Origin of the sequence: Paenarthrobacter ilicis (genome assembly GCF_016907545.1) — a bacterium.
In the GTDB taxonomy this organism is placed as follows: Bacteria; Actinomycetota; Actinomycetes; order Actinomycetales; family Micrococcaceae; genus Arthrobacter; species Arthrobacter ilicis.
This window is the reverse complement of sequence record NZ_JAFBCD010000001.1, coordinates 1,266,636-1,286,190: the sequence shown is the minus strand read 5'-3', so window position 1 is coordinate 1,286,190 and position 19,555 is coordinate 1,266,636. Positions and strand designations below refer to the sequence as shown.

The window sequence follows — 19,555 nt, the reverse complement described above, 5'->3', positions numbered from 1 at the left end:
ACAATTAGCGGGAAGCTGGCTCAGTGATGAAGAAGCGGTTGCGGGCCCACAAGGCGGCGTAGACGAGGGCGACCAGGACCGGGACTTCGATCAGGGGGCCGACGACTCCAGCGAGGGCCTGGCCTGAGGTGACGCCGAAGGTGCCGATGGCCACGGCGATGGCGAGTTCAAAGTTGTTGCCCGCTGCGGTGAAGGCGAGGGTGGTGGTCTTGGCATAGCCGAGGTTCAGTAGTCGCCCCAGGACCATGCCGAGGCTGAAGACCACCAGGAAGTAGACCAGCAACGGAACGGCGATGCGGACCACATCCAGTGGTCGGGAGGTGATGGTGCCACCCTGCAGGGCGAACAGGAGGGTGATGGTGAAGAGCAGCCCGTAGAGTGCCCACGGCCCGATTCTGGGCAGGAACCTATTCTCGTACCAATCCCGGCCTTTGGCCCTCTCACCGACGGTGCGGGTCAAGAATCCAGCCAGCAGCGGGATGCCCAGGAAGATCAGCACCGATGCGGTGATGGCCCAGAAGGAGAATTCCGAGGTGGTGGTGGGCAGGCCCAACAGGGACGGGAGCCACTGGAGGTAGAACCAGCCGAGCGCGCCGAAGGCGATTACCTGGAAGACGGAATTGATGAACACGAGCACGGCCGCGGATTCACGGTCCCCGCAGGCGAGGTCGTTCCAGATCATCACCATGGCGATACAACGGGCCAGGCCGACGATGATCAGCCCGGTGCGGTATTCAGGCAGATCGGGGATAAAGATCCATGCCAAGGCGAACATGAAGGCCGGGGCAAGGAGCCAGTTAATCACCAGGGAGGTGATCATTAGCTTCCGATCGGCCAGGACGCGGTGAGCCTGGTCGTAACGGACCTTGGCCAGGACCGGGTACATCATCACCAGCAGCCCGACCGCGATCGGCAGCGAAACCTCGCCGATCTTGACAGCCTCCAACGCGGTGTTCAGGCCCGGGATCAAGCTGCCCAAGAGCAGGCCAAGGGCCATGGCGGCGATGATCCACACCGGCAGGAAACGGTCCGGGGTGGAAAGTTTGCCAACCACGGCAGCCTCGTCCTGGCGGAGGGGCGGTGTATCGGTCCGGGTGCTCACGGGTCTCCTGTGCAGCTCAGCGTTGGATTGATGAAGATCGATATTGAAGTATGTCCAGCTATATCGATGGATGTCAATCCATGCATAATGGGACACATGAACTCTCTGCAAACTCTTCAGCCCGGGGTTGATTCAGACTGCTGCGTCCCGTCCGGGAACCCGGCAATGAACGCTGAAGAAGCACAGCAGAAAGCCCTCGTCTTCAAGGCCTTGGCCGACCCCAACAGGTTGCGGCTTCTCTCCATCGTCAGAGCAGGCGAATCGGGCGGGTCCTGCGTATGCGATCTCACCGAGCCCTTGGACCTCGGCCAGCCCACCGTGTCCCACCATCTAAAAATCCTGGTGGAGGCCGGACTCCTGCATCGCGAAAAGCGCGGCACCTGGGCGTACTACTCGCTGGTCCCCGGGGCATTGGAAGAGGTGGCCGCAGTTCTTGCTGCCCTATGAACCGGATTTTTTCGACGGGCTGCCCGTTTAACGGAAAAGCGCGCATTACACGTGATGCAGGCACGTGGTGGCCACACCCCAGATGGTCAGCTCCGAGAGTGCCTCAACCCTAATATCCGGAAACCTGGGATTGTCAGCCTGGAGCACCACGCCGCGGTCAGTGATACGCAGCCTCTTGATGGTTAACTCGCCATCCAGGACAGCGACGACGACGGACCCGTCCTTCGGCTCGAGGGCGCGGTTCACAATCAACTCGTCGCCATCACTGATGCCCGCCCCTTCCATGGACTGGCCCGAGACGCGGACCACGAAAGTGCTGGTCACATCCTTGATCAAGTGCTCATTCAGGTCTATCCGACCGTCAAAATAATCCTGCGCCGGGGAAGGGTACCCGGCAGCAACAGCCACAGGAGCCAGCAAAACCGACACCAGGGAAAAACCCGCATCTATCACACGGGGGCCGACGATAACGCCCACAACACACCACTTTTCGAATATATGTTCGATAATTGAGTGTACAGCGACTGGGCGACATTTACTGGACTGGGCCGGAGTGCGGCCGGGACGCAAGAGGTATCAGGCCGGATTTCCCCGCGGATTCCACTCCACAGCCTGCGCAACAACCCCCGAGGGCAACAACCTCCTCCCCGGCATGGCCGGGATCCCGGGATGGAACCGCGCAGCACGCCTCGCCCCGCCAGGCATTGACGCCTTCCCGGACCGCGATCCCCGCGATAACCAGGGCCGCACCCGCATCCGCCCACCACCAGCCCAGGGCGCTGTTCAGGACCAAGCCGATCAACAGGACGGCGGAGAGATAAGTGCACAGGAGGGTCTGCTTGGAATCCGCAACCGTGGTCCTGGAACCGAGCTCGCGGCCGGCACGGCGTTGAGCCCAGGACAACACGGGCATGACCGCCAGACTCAGGGCGGCAATCACGATTCCCGCCATGGAGTGCCGGGCCTCCCCCTCTCCGGTCAGCGAGCGGACCGCGTCCACCGCAACGAAGGCCGCAAGGGCAAAGAAGGACAGCGCTATGATCCGCAGGGTCAAGTGCTCGCGCCGCTCCGGATCCTTTGCGGCGAACTGCCAGGACAACGCCAGCGCCGAGGTTACTTCGATGATGGAGTCGAGCCCGAAACCAATCAATGCCGAGGAGTCCGCCACTCCTCCGGCCCAGAGTGCTACGGCCGCCTCAATGACGTTGTAGGTAATGGTTGCGGCCGCAAACAGACGAATACGCCGCCTCAAAACGAGCCGGCGGTCCGACGTCGAAGCCTGTGGAGTCGAAGCCTGTGGAAGTGCACTCATGCCGTGCAAGTCCCGTCCGGGGCGCAGCAGGCCGGATCCACTGCGAGGACGACACCAAGCAAGTCCTGGATGGCATGACCGAGGCGGGTGTCCGCCAGCTCATACCGGCTCCGCCGCCCATCAGGAACGGCAACAACCAGACCGCACCCGCGGAGGCACGTCAGGTGGTTGGACATACTCTGCCGCGACACCCCCGTCAGCTCGGCGAGGTCAGAGGGGTAGGACGGAGCGTGGGAAAGTGCCAGGAGAATCCGGGCACGGGTGGGGTCTGACACCGCATAGCCGAACCTGGCCAGCACGGGTGCCTGGGTGAGCGTCTCCATGCCGCAAAAGTACATCCAATATTGTATTCACGCAATTCTGTACTGTGTCCGACGCCTAACCCCCAAGCCCACCCACTTTGTACGTCACATGCGTCACCAAGCCCGTGCCGCTGACGGATGTCGGTTCCAATTCCAGGTTCCCCACTCCGTCCAGAAGCCGTTCACCTCCGCCGAGGATCACGGGCGCGATGTGCAACCGCAGCTCGTCCATCAAGCCCGCGGCCAGGAACTGACGGGCGGTGGATGCACCTCCTGCTACGGCCACGTTCCGGTCGCCGGCAGCCTCCGCCGCCCGGGACAGGACCGCTTCAATACCCTCATCCACGAAGTGGAAGGTTGTTCCCCCCTCCATCACCAAGGGCTCGCGCACATGGTGGGTCAGCACATAAACGGGCGCGTGGTAGGGCGGCTCCTCATCCCACCACCCGCGCCAGCCCGCATCCCAGGGGCCGGGTCCCGGACCAGCGAACATGTTCCGCCCCATGATGAATGCCCCTGCCGCGAGGATGCCTTCAACGTGGGCGGCGTTGGCACCACGTTCCTCGAATTGCCAGCGGTGCAGGCTTTCACCGCCAACACCCAGTGGCTGTTGCAGGCTTTGATGGGGACCGGCGACGTAGCCGTCCAGTGAAATGGTGAGATCGCATGTGACGTGGCTCATGCGGACATCATGCCAGCTGCCCATTTACTCCACATCATTTACAGAACCGCTCCCCGGTGGGAACATAAGGCCCATAGTCCGCGAAGGCACCGCTCGGCCAGGCCCGGCCCCTCCGTTTGGCTGTACGAAATCTCTCCGTGAGAGGAACGGCCATGGGTCGTCTGGGGACCGGGAACGACGGCGTCGAAAAAGTTGATGCCGTTGTGGTCGGATCGGGTTTCGGCGGCTCGGTCGCGGCACTGCGGTTGGCTGCGGCGGGAGAATCCGTGGTGCTTATGGAGCGCGGAAAACCCTACCCGCCCGGAAGCTTCGCCCGCTCGCCGTCGGAAATGGGCCGGAACTTCTGGGATCCGGACCGCGGCCTGTATGGCCTCTTTGATGCCTGGACCTTCCGCGGGACTGAGGGCCTGGTGTCCAGCGGACTGGGCGGCGGCTCGCTGATTTACGCCAACGTGCTGCTCCGCAAGGACGAGAAATGGTTTGTGACTGAGTCCCCCATTCCGGGTGGCGGCTACGAAAACTGGCCTTTTACCCGCGCGGATCTGGACCCTTGGTACGACGCCGCCGAGGCCATGCTTGATCCCGTCCCCTACCCCTACGAGGACACGGCGAAAACCCTGGCCATGGAGGCCACCGCGGCCAACCTTGGGCTGGCCATCTCCCGCCCTCCCCTGGCCGTCACCTTCAGCGCAGGCCCGGACCCGCTGCCGCGCACCAACCGCACCCTTCCCCTCCCCTACTACGGCAGCATCCACGGACCGGAGACGGTGCGGACCACCTGCACCCTCAGCGGCGAATGCGACATCGGCTGCAACGCCGGCGCCAAGAACACCCTGGACCACAACTACGTGTCCGCGGCTGCAAGCAAAGGGGCAGACGTCCGGACGTTTCACGACGTCCGCGGGATCCGGCCCTTGGATCACGGTGGCTACGAGGTCCGGTACGTGGTGCACAGTCCGGAACGCCGGGGCGGATTGCTGACCGAACGCATCGTCCATTGCCGCCGGCTCATCCTTGGTGCCGGCACGTTCGGCACCAATTTCCTCTTGCTCCGCAACCGGGGCTCCCTCCCGGCCCTTAGCGACGCCTTGGGCACCCGGTTCAGCGGCAACGGCGATCTGCTGACGTTCATCATGGACACCAAGATTCCGGCCACCGATGGTTCGCGGCCCGGCGTGCGGACGCTGACCGGCAGCAAAGGACCCGTCATCACCACTGCGATCAGGGTGCCGGACTCCAACGACGACGACGGTGAAGGCCGTGGCTACTACGTGGAGGACGCCGGGTACCCCGCGTTCATGAACTGGCTGATCGAAACCGCCCAGCTGCGCACCACGGTCAAGAGGACCGCCAAAGTTGCGGGGCAACTGTTCAAGGACAGGCTGTTCGACGCCGGACGGTCCAATGTCTCTGCCGATCTCGCCGCCGCGTTGGGTGACGGACGGCTGTCATCCAGCTCAGTGCCGCTGCTGGGCATGGGCAGGGATATCCCGGACGGCGTGATGACGCTCCGCGATGGACGGCTCGCCATTGCCTGGACCATGGCCACCTCCAAGGAGTACTTCGGCCGGGTCCGGTCCACCATGGAATCGATCGCCCGGGACCTCGACGGCAATTTCATCGACAATCCGCTCTGGTGGGCCAAGCGCGTCATCACCGTGCACCCTATCGGCGGTGCACCGTCGGGCAGGCATCCGGGCGAGGCGGTCTGCGACCAGTACGGAGAAGTCTTCGGCTATCCGGGCCTTTTCGTGGTGGATGGCGCCGCCATGCCGGGTCCCGTGGGCGCCAATCCTTCCCTGACCATCGCTGCTTTCGCCGAACGGGCCTGCGCCCACATGCTCGCCGGCGCCAGCACCGTCGGGCGCAGGGGCATCCGTCCAGCGGATGCCATGGGCCCCGGTGGGCACGACGAAGTGGTGCCGCTCCAGCAGAAGGCGGCTGGCGCCGTCGTCGACGTCGGTGCGCTGGCTCCGCGCGCCCTGGCCCCGGATGCCACCAAGGGAAAGGGCGCCCGGGCCGAGCAGCCTGCGAGCGCCGTGGCCGCGCCGGACCGGGCCGATCGTGGCCTGGGCTCACCCGCCGGGAAAGCAGAGAATCCCACGTCGGTGCGGTTTACCGAACAGATGCACGGCTGGTTCAGCCCGGGCGTGACGGACCCGGAGAAGGGCCGGAGCCTGGGCCGGGACCGCAGCCGGAAGATCATGTTCGAGCTGACCATCACCGCGGAGGACATGGCGGCGTTCGTGGCTGACCCGCTGCACCCGGCAACGGCAGGGGGCTATGTTCTGGCCGATTATTTCGGCGGCCGCATGCCGGTGGAGAGGGGATGGTTCAACCTGTTTGTGGAGGACAAGTCCGACGACGGCAGGACGGCCAGGCGCATGGTGTACCGGTTGTGGTTGCGGGACCCGGGTGGGACGCCTTTCACGTTCACCGGCCATAAGCTCATCCGCAACGACGCCGGTTTCGATCTCTGGCCGGACACCACCACGCTGCAGGCCACCATCCTGAGGGGGCACGTACCGCCCGGGGAGCCACCCGGCGCAGGCGGATCCGACACCGACACCCACACCGACACCGACGGAATCGTCGGCGCGGGCATCCTTTTCATCCGTCCGCTGGATTTCGCCAAACAGCTGACAACGTTCCGCGCCGAAGGTCCTTCGCCGGCAGCGGGCCTGCTGGCATTCGCGAAACTGTTCGGCGGCGAACTGTGGCAGGTGTACGGGCGTGCCCGGCGCCGCGTCCCGGTCCCCCTCAAGCCAAAGCAATGAAAAGCAGGGAGCTCGCTGACCACCGCGCGGTCCTGGGTTTCACTCCCCAGGCAGCGGTCCGCTGGCTCTCGCCGATGTCGCTGGCACGGACGGCGCTGAAGGTCATGGCAGCCACCGTTTTCGCTGATTTTGGTGATAAGCGTGAGCTGGAGGGTAGTTTCCCGTCGGATCACCTGCGCCTGGACAGGCTGCCCGCCCCGGGACAGCCTGCCCAGCCCGTCGTGGGAAGCCGCGGTCTCCCCGGGCCGGCGGAGCTTCACACCGGCCCCGCCGCCACGGACATGTGGATCGACTACGCCGCGGACCTCGGGGACGGGTTCGACCCCACGTATACGGTGGCCTCCCTGCTGGCCCAGGACACCCTGGCCGTTGGCGGCCGTGAGCTTCCCCGGGGCAGGCTGCTGGTACTGGGTGGCGATGAGGTGTACCCCGTGGCGTCTCCTGCCGCGTACCAGGACCGGATGGTAGGTCCGTACAGGACGGCGTTCCCCGCCCAAACGGGTCCGGTGATGCTGGCCCTCCCCGGGAACCACGATTGGTATGACGGCCTCACCTCCTTCATCCGGACCTTCACGCGACAGCGGAACATCGGCGCCTGGCGGACCATCCAGACGCGCAGCTACTTCGCCGTCCGGCTCACCGGCAAGGCACCGGACCAAGGCAAGGGCAGGGACGGGGACAAGGGCGGGGACGGGGACAAGGGCGGGGGCGGAACACCCGGGTGGTGGCTCCTGGGCCTGGACAGCCAACTGGGCCAGTACATTGATGAGCCCCAGCTGGATTACTTCTACCGGAACGTCACCCTCCAGCTGCAGCCAGGGGACGCGATCATCCTGTGTGTCGCAGCTCCCTTCTGGGTGAAGGTGGCCCACGGCAGCAGCGAATTAGGGCAGGTGGATTTCTTTGAACAGGACTACCTCCGCCGCCGTTTCGATCCCGGCTCCAGCGCTTTCCAACCCACCGGCGCCAGCGTCCGGCTGTGGCTCTCCGGGGATCTGCACCACTACTCCCGCTACCAACAATGGGCACCCGGCGATGACCAGGGCTTTCCCGCGGATCCCGCCAGGACCCAGATGATCACCTGCGGCCTGGGCGGCGCATACCTCTCCGACGCGCACTGGCTGCCGGAGGAGGTGGCCCTCCCCGCGCCGGTTGACGGGGCAAGCGGATCGGTCGCGATGCGTCAAGAACGCCAGGGACCCGGTGCCCGTCGATTCACCAGGACGCCCGCCACCTTCCCGGGCCCCGCGGAGTCGCGGCATCTGGGCAAACGGTTGGCAAACCCCTTCTCGCCTTATTGGCTTCCCCTCCGGAATCCGGGATTGGGAGTGTGGCTGGGACTCGTCCACGTGATCGCCGCACTGGCCCTGTGGACGGTCTTCAGCGCGTTCAGGGGCGAATCCTTCCTGGACAGCATCAACAGCATGACGCAGGGAAACACCCCACTGCTGGTGGGCATCATGGTCCTGGCCATGCCGCTCCTGCTGGCCGTCGTTGTGATGCTCTCCCATGCCGCGGGCATGGCCCGGTCCGGCGTGGTCGTCTTCGCCCGGGGCGCGCTGTACCAGCTGGCGGCGCTCGCGGTGAGTGCCGCCGTCGTAGTACTGCTTCCCTGGCCCGGCACGTGGCCGGACGGGTTGGTCTTCCTCCTGGCACTGGCCGTGGTGTACCTGGGTGGGTGGGTCGTGGGCAGTGAAGCGTTTGCGCTCTTCATTGTGGCGACTCCCAGCGGTGAAGTGTCCACGTGGAAGATGTCCGGCCAAGCCATAGAGGACCACAAAGGCTTCCTCCGCCTGCACCTGGCCGCCGACGGCTCCCTGACCATCTACCCGCTCATGGTGGACACAGTCTGCCGGGACTGGCACCTGGTGGAGTCCGACGACGTGCGGCTGGTCCCGGCGTCCGGCCTGCCCGCCGTGCGGCTGCTTGAAGAGCCCATCACCATCGCGCGGAAGGGAACCACCTGATGAACATCACCCGTGCCGGGCACCGGACCGAGGTCATCCCGTTCCGCGCGCGCGACAACACGCCCCTGAACCTGGTCCACGTGACGTCCGCGGCCGTGGTCACCAAGGGCCCCGTCATGCTGGTGCACGGCTCCGGCGTCAGGGCGGAACTGTTCAGGCCGCCCATCCGGACCACCCTGGTGGATGTCCTGCTGGAAGACGGTTGGGATGTGTGGATGCTGAACTGGAGGGCCTCCATCGACCTGGACCCCCTCTCCTGGACGCTGGCCGACGCCGCCGTGTACGACCATCCAGCCGCCGTCGAGCACGTTCTCAAGGCAACCGGCGCCGAAAGCATGAAGGCCGTGATCCACTGCCAAGGATCAACCTCGTTCACCATGTCCGCAGTGGCAGGGCTGCTCCCCCAGGTGGACACCATCGTGTCCAACGCCGTGTCCCTCCATCCCGTGGTCCCGGCATTCTCCCGGGTCAAGATCGACTACCTCACGCCCATCGTCAAAATCTTCACCCCCTACCTGTCCCCGGCATGGGGCTACAAGTCACAGGGCTACTTCACCCGGGTAATCCGCGGACTGGTGAAAGCGACGCACCACGAGTGCCACAGCACCGTCTGCAAGATGGTCAGCTTCACCTACGGCAGCGGCCGCCCGGCCCTCTGGTCCCACGAAAACCTCGACGCCGCCACCCACCAATGGCTGGAAGGCGAGTTCGCGGAAGTCCCCGTGACGTTCTTCGAAGAAATGGGCCGAAGCATCAAGGCCGGGCACATGGTGGCTGCCGGGAACCACCCCGAGCTGCCGATGGACTACACCGCCGAAGCGCCCCGGACCGACGCCAGGTTCGCGTTCATCGCCGGCCTGGACAACCTCTGTTTCCTGCCCGAAAGCCAGCAACGCACCTTCGAGTTCTTCCAGAAGCACCGCCCGGGCAAGGACTCCCTCCACCTCATCCCCGGCTACGGCCACCTGGACGTGTTCTTCGGCGAGCACGCCTGGCAGGACACCTTCCCCGTGATCATCCAACAGTTGAACGGAACCAAGGAGCTGCACGCATGAAAACCCTCACGGAACTGCTCACCCCGCTGCTCAAACTCGTGCCCTCGCCGGTCCCCGCCCGGCAGGAGCGGCTCCGCGGCCAGCACGCCTTCGCCGACGGAATCAAGTACGTCATGCCCGTGAACTCCGACGACTCCCCCGTACTGATGGCCGCCTTCCCCATCAACAAACGCGCCGCAGCGTCCGTCCTCCCCGGCTCCGAAATGCGCCCCTTCAGCCTGGGTGGCAAAGGACTGCTGGTGGTCACGGTGGTCAACTACAAATCCACGGACATCGGCAAATACATCGAATACTCCCTGGCCATCGCCATCACCCATGGCACCCGGCCCGCCCCGCCCATCCTGCCCCTGCTCTTCCAAAAAACGTTCAAGCTGGGCCAGTTCGTGGTGGACCTCCCCGTCAGCACCGAAATCTCCGTCAAGGGCGGCAAAGGAATCTGGGGCATGCCCAAACACCAGGCCAACCTGGACTTCGTGGTCACGGACACCACCGTCTCCGCCCAATACGACAAGGACGGCCACCTGGGGTGCTACATCGAAATCGAACGCCCCGCAGCACCAAGTCCACTGGGACTGCCCCTCAAACTCGCAGCCTCCAACTACTGCGCGTTCCGCAACATGCTCTGGAAATCCGACATCTACTTCGAAGCCACCGGCGACATCGCCCTGGGCGCCCAAGCCAAAGCCAGGCTCATCCTCGGTGACGCGCCCGGCGTCGAGCCCCTGAAAAAACTGCAGGTGGAAAGCAAACCCGTCTTCACCGCCTGGCTGCCCCAAGCCCACGGCGTCCTGGATGACCACTACGAGGCCTGGTTCCTCACAGCTCCCACGGAAGCGGACGCGGCGGCCCTCAACGGCGGAAACATGATGGACAGCGTCACGGACCTGGGCCAAAGCCAACAATGGCTCACCCCGCCGGACCGCACCCGCGTCAGGAACGCCGCATCCGCAGGAAACACCCCATGAACTGGCTCCTCCTGGTCAACGCCCTCTACTTCCTCTTCGGCGCCACCATGTACGTAGGCACCATGTGGGTCCTTAAACTCTTCCTGTACCCCACCTGGCACGCGTTGGCACGCGACAACGTGGACATGCACTTCGGCATCCCCACCCGCGCCGCCACCAAGTTCTTCACCGTGGTGGTGCCCGTCATGTTCATCTCCGGCGGCATCCTGGTCTGGTCAGAATGGGGCACCACCAGGATCATCCCCGCCATCATCTGCCTGCTGGGCATCCTGGTCCTCACCGGGGTTGGGCAAGGACTCATCATCCCCATCAACGTCCGGATCCGCGGCGGAGACTTCGCCGACGACGCCGAACTCCGCTCCCTGCTCAAACGCTGGATGATGCTCAACGACATCCGCTTCTACGTCTCAACACTCACCTGGGCCGCCATGGTGTGGCTGATCGTGGACCGCGGACGGCTCCTGGAATCCTACGCATGAGCAACGATCCCCTCCGCGCAGTCCTGGCCGCCATCGCCGCCATCACGGTACTCACCGGCGCCAGCCAAATACCGTTCGGCGGTGCTTTCCTGCAACTGCTCGGCGCCGACAACACCCCCGGAACGCGGCAGCTCTTCGGAACAGTGGGGATGTTCATGGTGGTGGTCGGCGGACTACTCCTCCACACCCTGCTCACCACCGGCTCCGCACCGGTCACAGTGCTGTGGTGCGGGGTGCAGAAAGCCGGAGCCTTCGCAGCCGTGGGAATCGGCGTCCTCACCGGCGTGTTCGCTCCCATCGCGCTGTCGGTGGCCTTCTTCGACCTGGCGACGGCGGTCCTGCTGTTCATCTACTGGCGCCGGACCACCACCGGGCAGCAACCGGGACGTGCCCCGTGAAACGCTCGCTGGTGCTGGCCGGTGGTGGAATGCGGGTTGCATGGCAGGCAGGCGTGGTCAAAGCGCTCGCAGAAGAGGGCCTGGAGTTCCATCACGTGGACGGCACCTCCGGGGGCATTCTCACGGCGGGCATGCTGCTCTCCGGGATCTCCGCCGAGGAAATGTGCGCCCGCTGGTCCGGTGTGGACGTCAAGGACTTCGGCTCTGCCCTGCCATGGGGCCAGTACGTCAAGGGGCCGTGGGCCCTGCCCGCCATCGGGGACGCCGATGGCATCCTGACCAAGGTGTTCCCCGCACTGGGAATCAACGACGCCACCATCCGTGCGCGCGCAACGGAACCGGGCGCCGTCGAGGGTTCCTTCAACGTGGTGGAGTTCGTCCACAAACGGTGCCACGCAATAGATGCCAAGGAGATCGACGCCGGGCTGATGGCTGCGGGCATGTCCCTCCCCATCTTCCTCACGCCGTTGCGCCGCGACGGGAACATCTGGACCGACGCTGTGTGGATGCGGGATGCCAATGTGGCCGAAGCCCTGCGGCGGGGCGCGGAGGAGGTGTGGCTGGTCTGGTGCATCGGCAACTCGCCATATTGGGGTGACGGGCCGTTGGAACAGTACGTCCACATGATCGAGATGAGCGCCATGGGTGCGCTGCTGGCCGACTTCGACGCCGCCCGGGCTGTGGGCAGGGAATTCGTCCTGCACGTGATCCGCCCCGAGCACCCGCTCCCGCTTGACCCCGAGTTCTACCTGGGCCGGGTGGATGCTGACACGCTGATGGGCATGGGGTACAGGGACGCCCGCAACTACCTGGCCGACATGCCCGCCGCCGGCCTGGCAAAGGACCCCGCCTGCACTGCCATGACGGAGCCCGCTCCGGGAGTCCGCTTCAACGACACCCTGCGTGGCGAACTGGACGGGCAGCCCATGGTGTTCCGAGCCACCGTCACCCTGCCCACCGAACCCCTGCCCACCAAACCCCTGCCCACCAAACCCACTAATACCCCTCCGCAGCTGACCGGCTACCTGGAGCATCCGCGGTTCGGGCGGGTCTTCCTTGCCGAGGGTCATGTCCATGCAACCGGCGATGAGGTGGCGTACCGCGCGCGGCTCAGGCTCGACGGCGGGTGGCAGGACGTTGCTGTAACCCGCACCTTGCGCGACGATCCCGGACCTGACGCCTGGCAGGATTCGCGCCACGCCCTCCTGGAGCTGGGCCAGCGGACTGCACGGCTGACCATGAGCCTGGCCGACGCCGCGGGCCTTCTGGCTTCCGTGGAACCGGTGGGCGCCCATGGACTGGTGGACCGGGCCGCGGCGGTGGCCGGTTTTGCCGCCAATGGCCTGCGGGAACTGCTCCGGAGGTACTAAGTGTGATCCAGGTTATTACCGACGGGTAAACGGCACGCTACGGATGAGCCAAAGATGGCAACAGCGGGGAAACACCCCCGAAAAACCGGGACCCTAGGCTGATGATCAACAGCACCAAACAGGTCACAGCGAAAGGGCCCACCATGTCCTCCACCCCGTCCGCAGCTTCCCTCCACATCGTCATCGCCGGCGCGGGCCCCGCAGCCCAGGCGTTGGTTCGCCGGTTGGCCGGAGCAGCAGACCCCCGCCAGCGCCCTTTCGATGGCAGCATCACCGTGCTCAGCAACCGCGACGATTGCCCCGAAGCCCTGCTGGAACTCGCTGAACTGCCGCAGGTGTCCGTCCGCTTCGGCCAGCCTGCCAGCTACATCGACACCGACGCCAAGCGCGTCACCACCGTTGACGGCCTGGAGTTCTCCTACGACCAATTGGTGATCGCCACTGGCTCGGCCCCCGCCCTTCCGCCGGTCAACGGTGCTGAAGCCAGCCTGAGCTACTCCACCATTGACGACGCCGCGGACATCGGTGAAGCCGTCAAGGACATCACCCGGGCCGTGGGCCGCCGTCCCCTCGGGATCCTGGTGGGTACCGGGCCTGCGGCAGGCCAGGCCGAGGCCGTCCTCCGCTCCCGCGGCGTCCGTCCTGTGCGCACCACCGTCCGCCCCACCGCCGTCGTCACATCGATCGCCGGTGCCTCCACCGGGATTGTTTTCGAGGACGGCAGCAGCATGAACGGCGACCTCGTGGTGATCGCCGAGGAGCGCCTGGCCCGGAACGATCTCGCGGCAAGTGCGGGACTGGCCACCGCGGCCGACGGCGGAATCGCCGTGGGGCGCAACCTCGCGACGTCCGTACCGGGCATCTGGGCAATCGGCGATGCCGCATCCTGCGACGGCCTTCGCCTGGGGCTGCTTCTTTCCGCAGAATCCTCGGCCATGCTGTGCGCGTCGGGCATGCTCCTGGGTGCCATGGGCAACGAGCACTCCGGCCTGCTGGCAGCCTGAGGGAAGCCTTCCCGCGGCTGGCCGGGCACTCCCGGACAGCGGCGGGGCATGTGGCAAGATGGTCCTTTGACGGGCAGTGACAACCCTGCGGCCACCGGGCCGGCCACGCCCTGCACGGAAGGATTCCATGAGCAACGAAGCCGTCGCCCCTGCATCTATTGCCTCGTACATAGACCACACCCTCTTGAAGCCCGAAGCCAGCGAGGCGGACATCCTCAAGGTGTGTGCCGAGGCCGTCGAATACAAGTTCAAGTCTGTGTGCGTCAATCCCGTCTGGGTCAAGGCCGTCACCAAAGCCCTCAAGGGCTCGGGTGTGCTGACATGCTCGGTGATTGGCTTCCCGTTCGGCGCAACGCCCAGCGACGTCAAGGCCTTCGAGGCGCGCGGCGCCGTGCTGGATGGCGCCAACGAGATCGACATGGTCATCAACATGGCCGCTGGCCGCGCTGGTGACAAGGGTGCCTTGACCGAGGACATCCGGACCGTCGCCGAGGCTGTCCACGCCGGCGAGGCCATCCTGAAGGTGATTATCGAGACGTCCATGCTGACCGATGACCAGAAGGTCATCGCCTGCGAAGCTGCCGTGGAGGCAGGTGCGGACTTCGTCAAAACGTCCACCGGATTCAACGGCGGCGGTGCCACTGTAGAGGATATTGCCCTGATGCGGCGCACTGTCGGCCCCGATCTGGGGGTCAAGGCCTCCGGTGGAGTGCGATCCCTGGCCGATGCGCAGGCTATGATTGCTGCTGGTGCAACACGTATCGGTGCCAGTTCCGGCATTGCGATTGTCAATGGGGAACAGGGCTCGTCCGCTTACTGACGCTTCCATCACCGCCAGAGATTTGAGCCCCGCGGGGGCCTAGGAGGAACGAATGTCCAAGAACGCCACAAGCGCCCCCATCGAGCGCGAAAACAACCTCGGCCAGAGCATTGTCGTTTTCGTGGTCATGATGGTGCTGTTCCTGGGTGCCATCTACTCCCTGTCCTTCCTGACGCTGGACAACCCGTGGCCCATGGCCGTGTGCCTCGGCCTGTTCGCCCTGGCGTTCTGGATCCCCCAGACCATCCTGGGCCGCTCGGATTCTGCCGGCGAGAACTAAACCCTTCTAAAGCAACGCGGGGTCACTTACGGCCCATAATCCCCCTCGGGATGGGCCGTAAGTGACCCCGCGTTGGTGTTTAAAGCGCGAGGGCCGCCAGCACTGCGGGCCAATGCTGCTGCGCCAAAGTCCAAGCCGCGGACACCATGCCCACCATGGCGTAGCCACTCACCGGGATGAGAACCAACCACTCACGCCGCGACCCGGCCCGCCCCAGCAGCGGAAGCGAGAAAGCTCCGTTGGCCCGCCAAATCCCGCTGATCACTGATTTACGCAGGAACTTCGGCGGTTTGATGACAATCGGCCACAACAGCGGCACTCCCCCCACGGTGATCATGTCGCCCACAATGTGCACGGCGACGCCGGTCAGCATGGACAACGGCAGCCAACTCCACTGATCCGGCGCGAACCACGTGACCAGCCCTGCCATGACGATCGCGAAGAGCCAGTTGGTGATCCAGCCGGACTTCGGGAACAGGTTCAGGGCTTTGGCCGCCAGGTTGATCATGAACATGCACAGCAGGCCCGCGCCCACGGAGAGCTTCCCCAGGGGCGTCACCATCTGGAATTGCGCGGCCATCGCGGCCAGCACCACAAAGGCCGAGGCCCCAAGCAGCGAATGGGTTCCTTGGCGATGGCCTCCGCTGGCCTTCTCGATGCCCACGGCTATCACGTTGGACAGCGGCGGCAACGAGTTGGCAATGGTGCTGTGGCGGTGGTCCCAGTCGCACACCAAGGCGGTACCCGCCGTCGCCATGGCTCCAATCAGGATGCCGGTGGCATCCAGGGGGTACCAGCCCAAGGCGTACGGCCCGGTTGAAGCAATGGCTATCCACGCCGCGGCTCCCGACGCGGCGTGGTGTCCTCCCATCATCGACGCTAGCCCGCCTTGACGGGTGCGTCGGTGAAGATCGCCTCGATCACGGTGTTGGCCCACTGCAGGATCTCGGCGTCCTGGAGGTCCCGGCCGCCGATCCTGGCCGTCTTCGGTTTGGGAATGAGCACGGCGTCCAGTGCCGGCTTTACCTGGGACCCGGGATACATGCGGTTCAAACGCATGGTTTTGGACTCGGGCAGTTGCGCGGGCGAGAAACGGATGAAGTTGCCCTGGAGCGCGACGTCGGACAGTCCGGCTTCGCGAGCACCCACCCTGAAACGGGCCACGGCTATCAGGTTCTGGACGGGCAGGGGCGGCTCGCCGTAACGGTCCACGAGTTCCGCCAAGACCTCGTCGATTGCCTCGTAGGTGATGGCTGCGGCCAGTTTACGGTAGGCCTCCAGGCGCAGGCGCTCACCAGGCACATAGTCGTGCGGCAGGTGCGCGTTGACCGGCAGCTCGATCTTCATCTCGGCGGCCTTCGCCTCGGCCTCGCCGCGGTACTCGGCCACGGCCTCGCCCACCAGCCGGATGTAGAGGTCGAAGCCGACGCCCTGGATGTGGCCGGATTGCTCGCCGCCCAGCAGGTTGCCCGCACCACGGATCTCCAGGTCCTTCATGGCCAGCTGCATGCCCGCACCAAGTTCGTTGTGCGCCGCAACCGCCTTGAGGCGTTCCAGTGCCACCTCGCCCAGGGGCTTTTCCGAGGGATACAGGAAGTAGGCGTAGGCACGTTCGCGGCCACGGCCAACACGGCCACGCAACTGGTGGAGCTGGGAGAGACCGTACTTGTCCGCGCCATCAACAATGAGCGTGTTGGCGTTGGAGATATCCAGGCCGGTTTCGATGATGGTGGTGCACACCAGCACATCGAAGCGCTTCTCCCAGAAGTCCACAATGATCTTCTCCAGCCGGCTCTCGGACATTTGCCCGTGGGCAACCTCCACCCGGGCTTCCGGGACGAGTTCCCGGATCTGGGCCGCGATCCGTTCGATCGACGACACCCGGTTGTGGACAAAGAACACCTGTCCTTCACGCATGAGTTCGCGTCGGATGGCCGCCGAGGTCTGCTTGTTGGTGAAAGGGCCAACGTAGGTCAGTACCGGGTGGCGCTCTTCCGGGGGCGTGGCCAGGGTGGAGGTCTCGCGGATGCCTGTCAGGGACATCTCCAGGGTTCGCGGGATGGGGGTTGCGCTCATGGCCAGGACATCCACGTTGGTGCGCATCTTCTTCAGCGCTTCCTTGTGTTCCACGCCGAAGCGCTGTTCCTCATCCACGATCACCAGGCCAAGGTCCTTGAACTCGAAGTCCTTGGACAGGAGCCGGTGGGTGCCGATCACCACGTCCACGGCGCCGCTCTTGACGCCCTCGGCCGTCTCCTTCGCTTCCTTGCCGGTCTGGAAGCGCGAGAGTGGCTTGACGCGCAACGGGAAACCGGAGAAACGCTCGGTGAACGTTTCATAGTGCTGCTGGGCAAGGAGCGTGGTGGGCACCAGGACCGCCACCTGCTTGCCGTCCTGCACCGCCTTGAACGCCGCGCGGACGGCGATCTCGGTCTTGCCGTAGCCCACATCGCCGGATACCAGGCGGTCCATGGGGATTTCCCGCTCCATGTCCGCTTTGACCTCGTTGATGGTGGTCAGCTGATCAGGGGTCTCCACATAGGGGAAAGCTTCCTCCAGCTCGCGCTGCCACGGGGTATCCGGGGCGAACGCGTGGCCACGGGAGGCCATGCGCGCCGAGTACAGGCGGATCAGCTCGCCGGCAATCTCCTTGACGGCCTTGCGGGCCTTGGACTTGGTGCTGGCCCAGTCCGCGCCGCCCATCTTGCTCAGTGCCGGGGCATCGCCGCCCACGTAGCGCGTCACCTGGTCCAACTGGTCCGTGGGGACGAACAGCCGGTCCCCCGGGGCTCCGCGCTTGGACGGCGCGTACTCCAGGACCAAGTATTCGCGCAGGCCGGCATCCGAGGAGGACGTGCCCGCCACCTTGCGTTGAATCAGCTCCACGAACTTGCCGATTCCGTGCTGCTCGTGGACCACAAAATCGCCGGCGTGCAGCTGCAAAGGGTCCACGGCATTGCGGCGCTTGGACGGCATCCGCCGCATGTCCTTGGTGGAGCCGGCGCTGGCGCGCCCCAGCAAATCGGCTTCGGTCAACAGGCCCAGCTTGAGCCCGTCCAGCACAAAACCACGGCCGACGGCGGCAGTGGTCACCTCGATGATGCCCGCTTGGGGCTCCGTGTCCAGGGAATCAATACGGGAGCACGGAATGTCTGCGTCGTGGAAGAGCTCCGCCAAACGCTGGGCCGGTCCTGGACCGTCCGTCACCACCACCACGCGCCACTGATCACGGACACGGGAACTGATGAACTCCAGCATCTCGGCAACATCGCCCTGGTAGCCGCGCGGCTCCCGGGCCCGCATGTTGAGCACATCGATGTCCAGCACCAGGTCCTCGTCCGAGGCCAGCGAGGTGATGGACCACCAGGACACGCCATGCTCCAGCGCTGCCGAGCGGGTGTCGGTGAGTGAACGGAAACTGGCCGCATGCAGGTCCGAGGACGCCTGCGAGGACAGGTCCAGGGGCGCCGCGCCGCCGTCGGATGCCGTGGACCACGCAGCTTCCAGGAATTCCTCGTTGGTGGCAGCGAGGTCGTGGGCGCGGGTGCGGACCTTCTCCGGCTCGATCACCACGGTCAGGGAGCCGGCGGGCAATTGATCGACGAAAGGAACCATGGCATCCACCAGCACCGGGGCCAGGGACTCCATGCCCTCCACGGCGATGCCGCCGGCAATCTTTTCCAGCATGTCGGCCGCTGCGGGCATGTCCGCCTTGAGCTTCGCGGCGCGGGACATGACGGAGGGCGTGATGAGGATCTCGCGGCACGGCGGGGCGTGAAGTTCCGTGGGGTGGTGGACTCCGGGCGCGGACAGCGAGCGCTGGTCAGCGACAGCAAACCAGCGCATCTGGTCCACTTCGTCGCCGAAGAACTCCACCCGGATGGGGTGGTCCTCGGTGGGTGGGAACACATCGAGGATGCCGCCGCGGACAGCGAATTCGCCGCGGTGGGTGACCATATCAACCCGGGCGTAGGCGGCATCGGAAAGAGCCCGGACAACGTCGGTGAACGAGCGCTCCTGGCCCACCTTCAGCGTGACCGGAACCAGGTCGCCCAAGCCGGCAACAATCGGCTGGACCACAGCGCGGACTGGTGCCACCACCACCCGCAGGGGTGCCGCCGTCGAGCTTTCCGGGTGTGTGAGCCGCCGCAGGACGGAGAGCCGGCGGCCCACGGTGTCCGAGCGCGGGGAGAGCCGCTCGTGCGGAAGTGTTTCCCAGCTGGGGAAGGCTGCTACGGACTCGGCGGGCAAATAGGAGCACAGTGCCGCGGTGAGGTCGTCGGCTTCCCGGCCGGTTGCCGTGACGGCCAGGACCACCGGCGCGTCCGCGTTATTGGCGGCCAGGGCATCAGCCATTTCAGCGAGCAGGACCGCGCGCATCCCGGTGGGTGCGCTGATCTGGTAATCGCTGTTCCGGTCCGCGAAAGGGCGCTGCGCCTCCGTCCGGACACGCGCAAAAGTCTTGTCTTCCGCGAGGGCGCGGCGCAGACCGTTGAGGCTCATGGCTGAAACTCCTAGGGTGGTTCCAAGGGCAGGCAACACAAATGCCCGGAAATTCAGATGAATGCCGGGTAATTCCAGCCTACCTCTACCCC

At 65.3% G+C, this 19,555-nt stretch carries 18 protein-coding genes; 11 read left to right on the top strand and 7 right to left on the bottom strand.

Going from position 1 to position 19,555, the window contains the following annotated elements; all coding sequences use genetic code 11:
• Positions 1 to 4: 4 nt before the first annotated feature.
• On the bottom strand, positions 5 to 1,054 hold the full coding sequence (gene arsB / locus JOE60_RS05980; protein ID WP_167264964.1) for an ACR3 family arsenite efflux transporter: 1,050 nt from the start codon (positions 1,052 to 1,054) through the stop codon (positions 5 to 7).
• A gap of 144 nt (positions 1,055 to 1,198) precedes the next feature.
• On the opposite strand from arsB, the gene JOE60_RS05975 reads away from it, so the two are divergent.
• A complete protein-coding gene (locus JOE60_RS05975) occupies positions 1,199 to 1,549 on the top strand; it encodes an ArsR/SmtB family transcription factor (RefSeq protein WP_167264716.1) in 351 nt (116 codons plus the stop codon).
• A gap of 45 nt (positions 1,550 to 1,594) precedes the next feature.
• Here the strand turns inward: JOE60_RS05975 and JOE60_RS05970 are convergent, their stop codons facing one another.
• Genes JOE60_RS05970 through JOE60_RS05955 form a run of 4 tightly spaced genes read right to left on the bottom strand, consistent with a single transcriptional unit; the run spans position 1,595 to position 3,845 of the window.
• Positions 1,595 to 2,026, bottom strand: coding sequence for a LexA family protein (locus tag JOE60_RS05970; protein ID WP_167264715.1), 432 nt, complete (start codon positions 2,024 to 2,026; stop codon positions 1,595 to 1,597).
• Between the two features lie 58 nt (positions 2,027 to 2,084).
• The gene (locus JOE60_RS05965) at positions 2,085 to 2,861 is read right to left on the bottom strand and encodes a cation diffusion facilitator family transporter (protein ID WP_239528825.1); all 777 of its coding nucleotides are present in this window, start codon (positions 2,859 to 2,861) and stop codon (positions 2,085 to 2,087) included.
• Positions 2,858 to 3,184: an ArsR/SmtB family transcription factor gene (locus JOE60_RS05960; protein ID WP_167264714.1), complete on the bottom strand. Its 327-nt coding sequence runs from the start codon at positions 3,182 to 3,184 to the stop codon at positions 2,858 to 2,860. The genes JOE60_RS05965 and JOE60_RS05960 overlap by 4 nt, the downstream gene beginning before the upstream one ends.
• 55 nt (positions 3,185 to 3,239) lie before the next feature.
• Complete coding sequence (locus JOE60_RS05955) at positions 3,240 to 3,845, bottom strand: dihydrofolate reductase family protein (protein WP_167264713.1); 606 nt, start codon at positions 3,843 to 3,845, stop codon at positions 3,240 to 3,242.
• A gap of 152 nt (positions 3,846 to 3,997) precedes the next feature.
• Between JOE60_RS05955 and JOE60_RS05950 the strand changes: the two genes are divergently transcribed.
• The 10 genes from JOE60_RS05950 (at position 3,998) to JOE60_RS05905 (ending at position 14,960) form a co-directional block, all read left to right on the top strand.
• The gene (locus tag JOE60_RS05950) at positions 3,998 to 6,622 is read left to right on the top strand and encodes a GMC oxidoreductase (protein WP_167264712.1); all 2,625 of its coding nucleotides are present in this window, start codon (positions 3,998 to 4,000) and stop codon (positions 6,620 to 6,622) included.
• Positions 6,619 to 8,589 (top strand): hypothetical protein, encoded by a 1,971-nt coding sequence (locus JOE60_RS05945; protein WP_167264711.1) that lies wholly within the window; start codon positions 6,619 to 6,621, stop codon positions 8,587 to 8,589. Before JOE60_RS05950 ends, JOE60_RS05945 begins: the two co-directional genes overlap by 4 nt.
• Entirely contained in the window at positions 8,589 to 9,644 is a 1,056-nt protein-coding gene (locus tag JOE60_RS05940) for an alpha/beta hydrolase family protein (RefSeq protein WP_167264710.1), read from the top strand. The genes JOE60_RS05945 and JOE60_RS05940 overlap by 1 nt, the downstream gene beginning before the upstream one ends.
• Entirely contained in the window at positions 9,641 to 10,609 is a 969-nt protein-coding gene (locus JOE60_RS05935) for an acetoacetate decarboxylase family protein (RefSeq protein WP_167264709.1), read from the top strand. The genes JOE60_RS05940 and JOE60_RS05935 overlap by 4 nt, the downstream gene beginning before the upstream one ends.
• A complete protein-coding gene (locus JOE60_RS05930) occupies positions 10,606 to 11,088 on the top strand; it encodes a hypothetical protein (RefSeq protein WP_167264708.1) in 483 nt (160 codons plus the stop codon). Before JOE60_RS05935 ends, JOE60_RS05930 begins: the two co-directional genes overlap by 4 nt.
• The gene (locus JOE60_RS05925) at positions 11,085 to 11,486 is read left to right on the top strand and encodes a hypothetical protein (protein WP_167264707.1); all 402 of its coding nucleotides are present in this window, start codon (positions 11,085 to 11,087) and stop codon (positions 11,484 to 11,486) included. The genes JOE60_RS05930 and JOE60_RS05925 overlap by 4 nt, the downstream gene beginning before the upstream one ends.
• Positions 11,483 to 12,856, top strand: a complete 1,374-nt coding sequence (locus JOE60_RS05920; protein WP_167264706.1) for a patatin-like phospholipase family protein — start codon at positions 11,483 to 11,485, stop codon at positions 12,854 to 12,856. Before JOE60_RS05925 ends, JOE60_RS05920 begins: the two co-directional genes overlap by 4 nt.
• A gap of 143 nt (positions 12,857 to 12,999) precedes the next feature.
• Complete coding sequence (locus tag JOE60_RS05915; RefSeq protein ID WP_167264963.1) at positions 13,000 to 13,860, top strand: FAD-dependent oxidoreductase; 861 nt, start codon at positions 13,000 to 13,002, stop codon at positions 13,858 to 13,860.
• A gap of 127 nt (positions 13,861 to 13,987) precedes the next feature.
• Positions 13,988 to 14,680 carry a deoxyribose-phosphate aldolase gene (gene deoC, locus JOE60_RS05910; RefSeq protein ID WP_167264705.1) on the top strand — a complete coding sequence of 231 codons (693 nt, stop codon included), beginning with the start codon at positions 13,988 to 13,990 and terminating at the stop codon, positions 14,678 to 14,680.
• 52 nt (positions 14,681 to 14,732) lie between these two features.
• Positions 14,733 to 14,960, top strand: coding sequence for a hypothetical protein (locus JOE60_RS05905; RefSeq protein WP_167264704.1), 228 nt, complete (start codon positions 14,733 to 14,735; stop codon positions 14,958 to 14,960).
• A gap of 79 nt (positions 14,961 to 15,039) precedes the next feature.
• On the opposite strand, the gene JOE60_RS05900 is transcribed toward JOE60_RS05905, so the two are convergent.
• Together JOE60_RS05900 and mfd are read right to left on the bottom strand one after the other, a co-directional pair.
• Positions 15,040 to 15,834: a metal-dependent hydrolase gene (locus JOE60_RS05900; RefSeq protein ID WP_204814853.1), complete on the bottom strand. Its 795-nt coding sequence runs from the start codon at positions 15,832 to 15,834 to the stop codon at positions 15,040 to 15,042.
• A gap of 5 nt (positions 15,835 to 15,839) precedes the next feature.
• Positions 15,840 to 19,463: a transcription-repair coupling factor gene (gene mfd, locus JOE60_RS05895; RefSeq protein ID WP_167264703.1), complete on the bottom strand. Its 3,624-nt coding sequence runs from the start codon at positions 19,461 to 19,463 to the stop codon at positions 15,840 to 15,842.
• Positions 19,464 to 19,555: the final 92 nt, after the last annotated feature.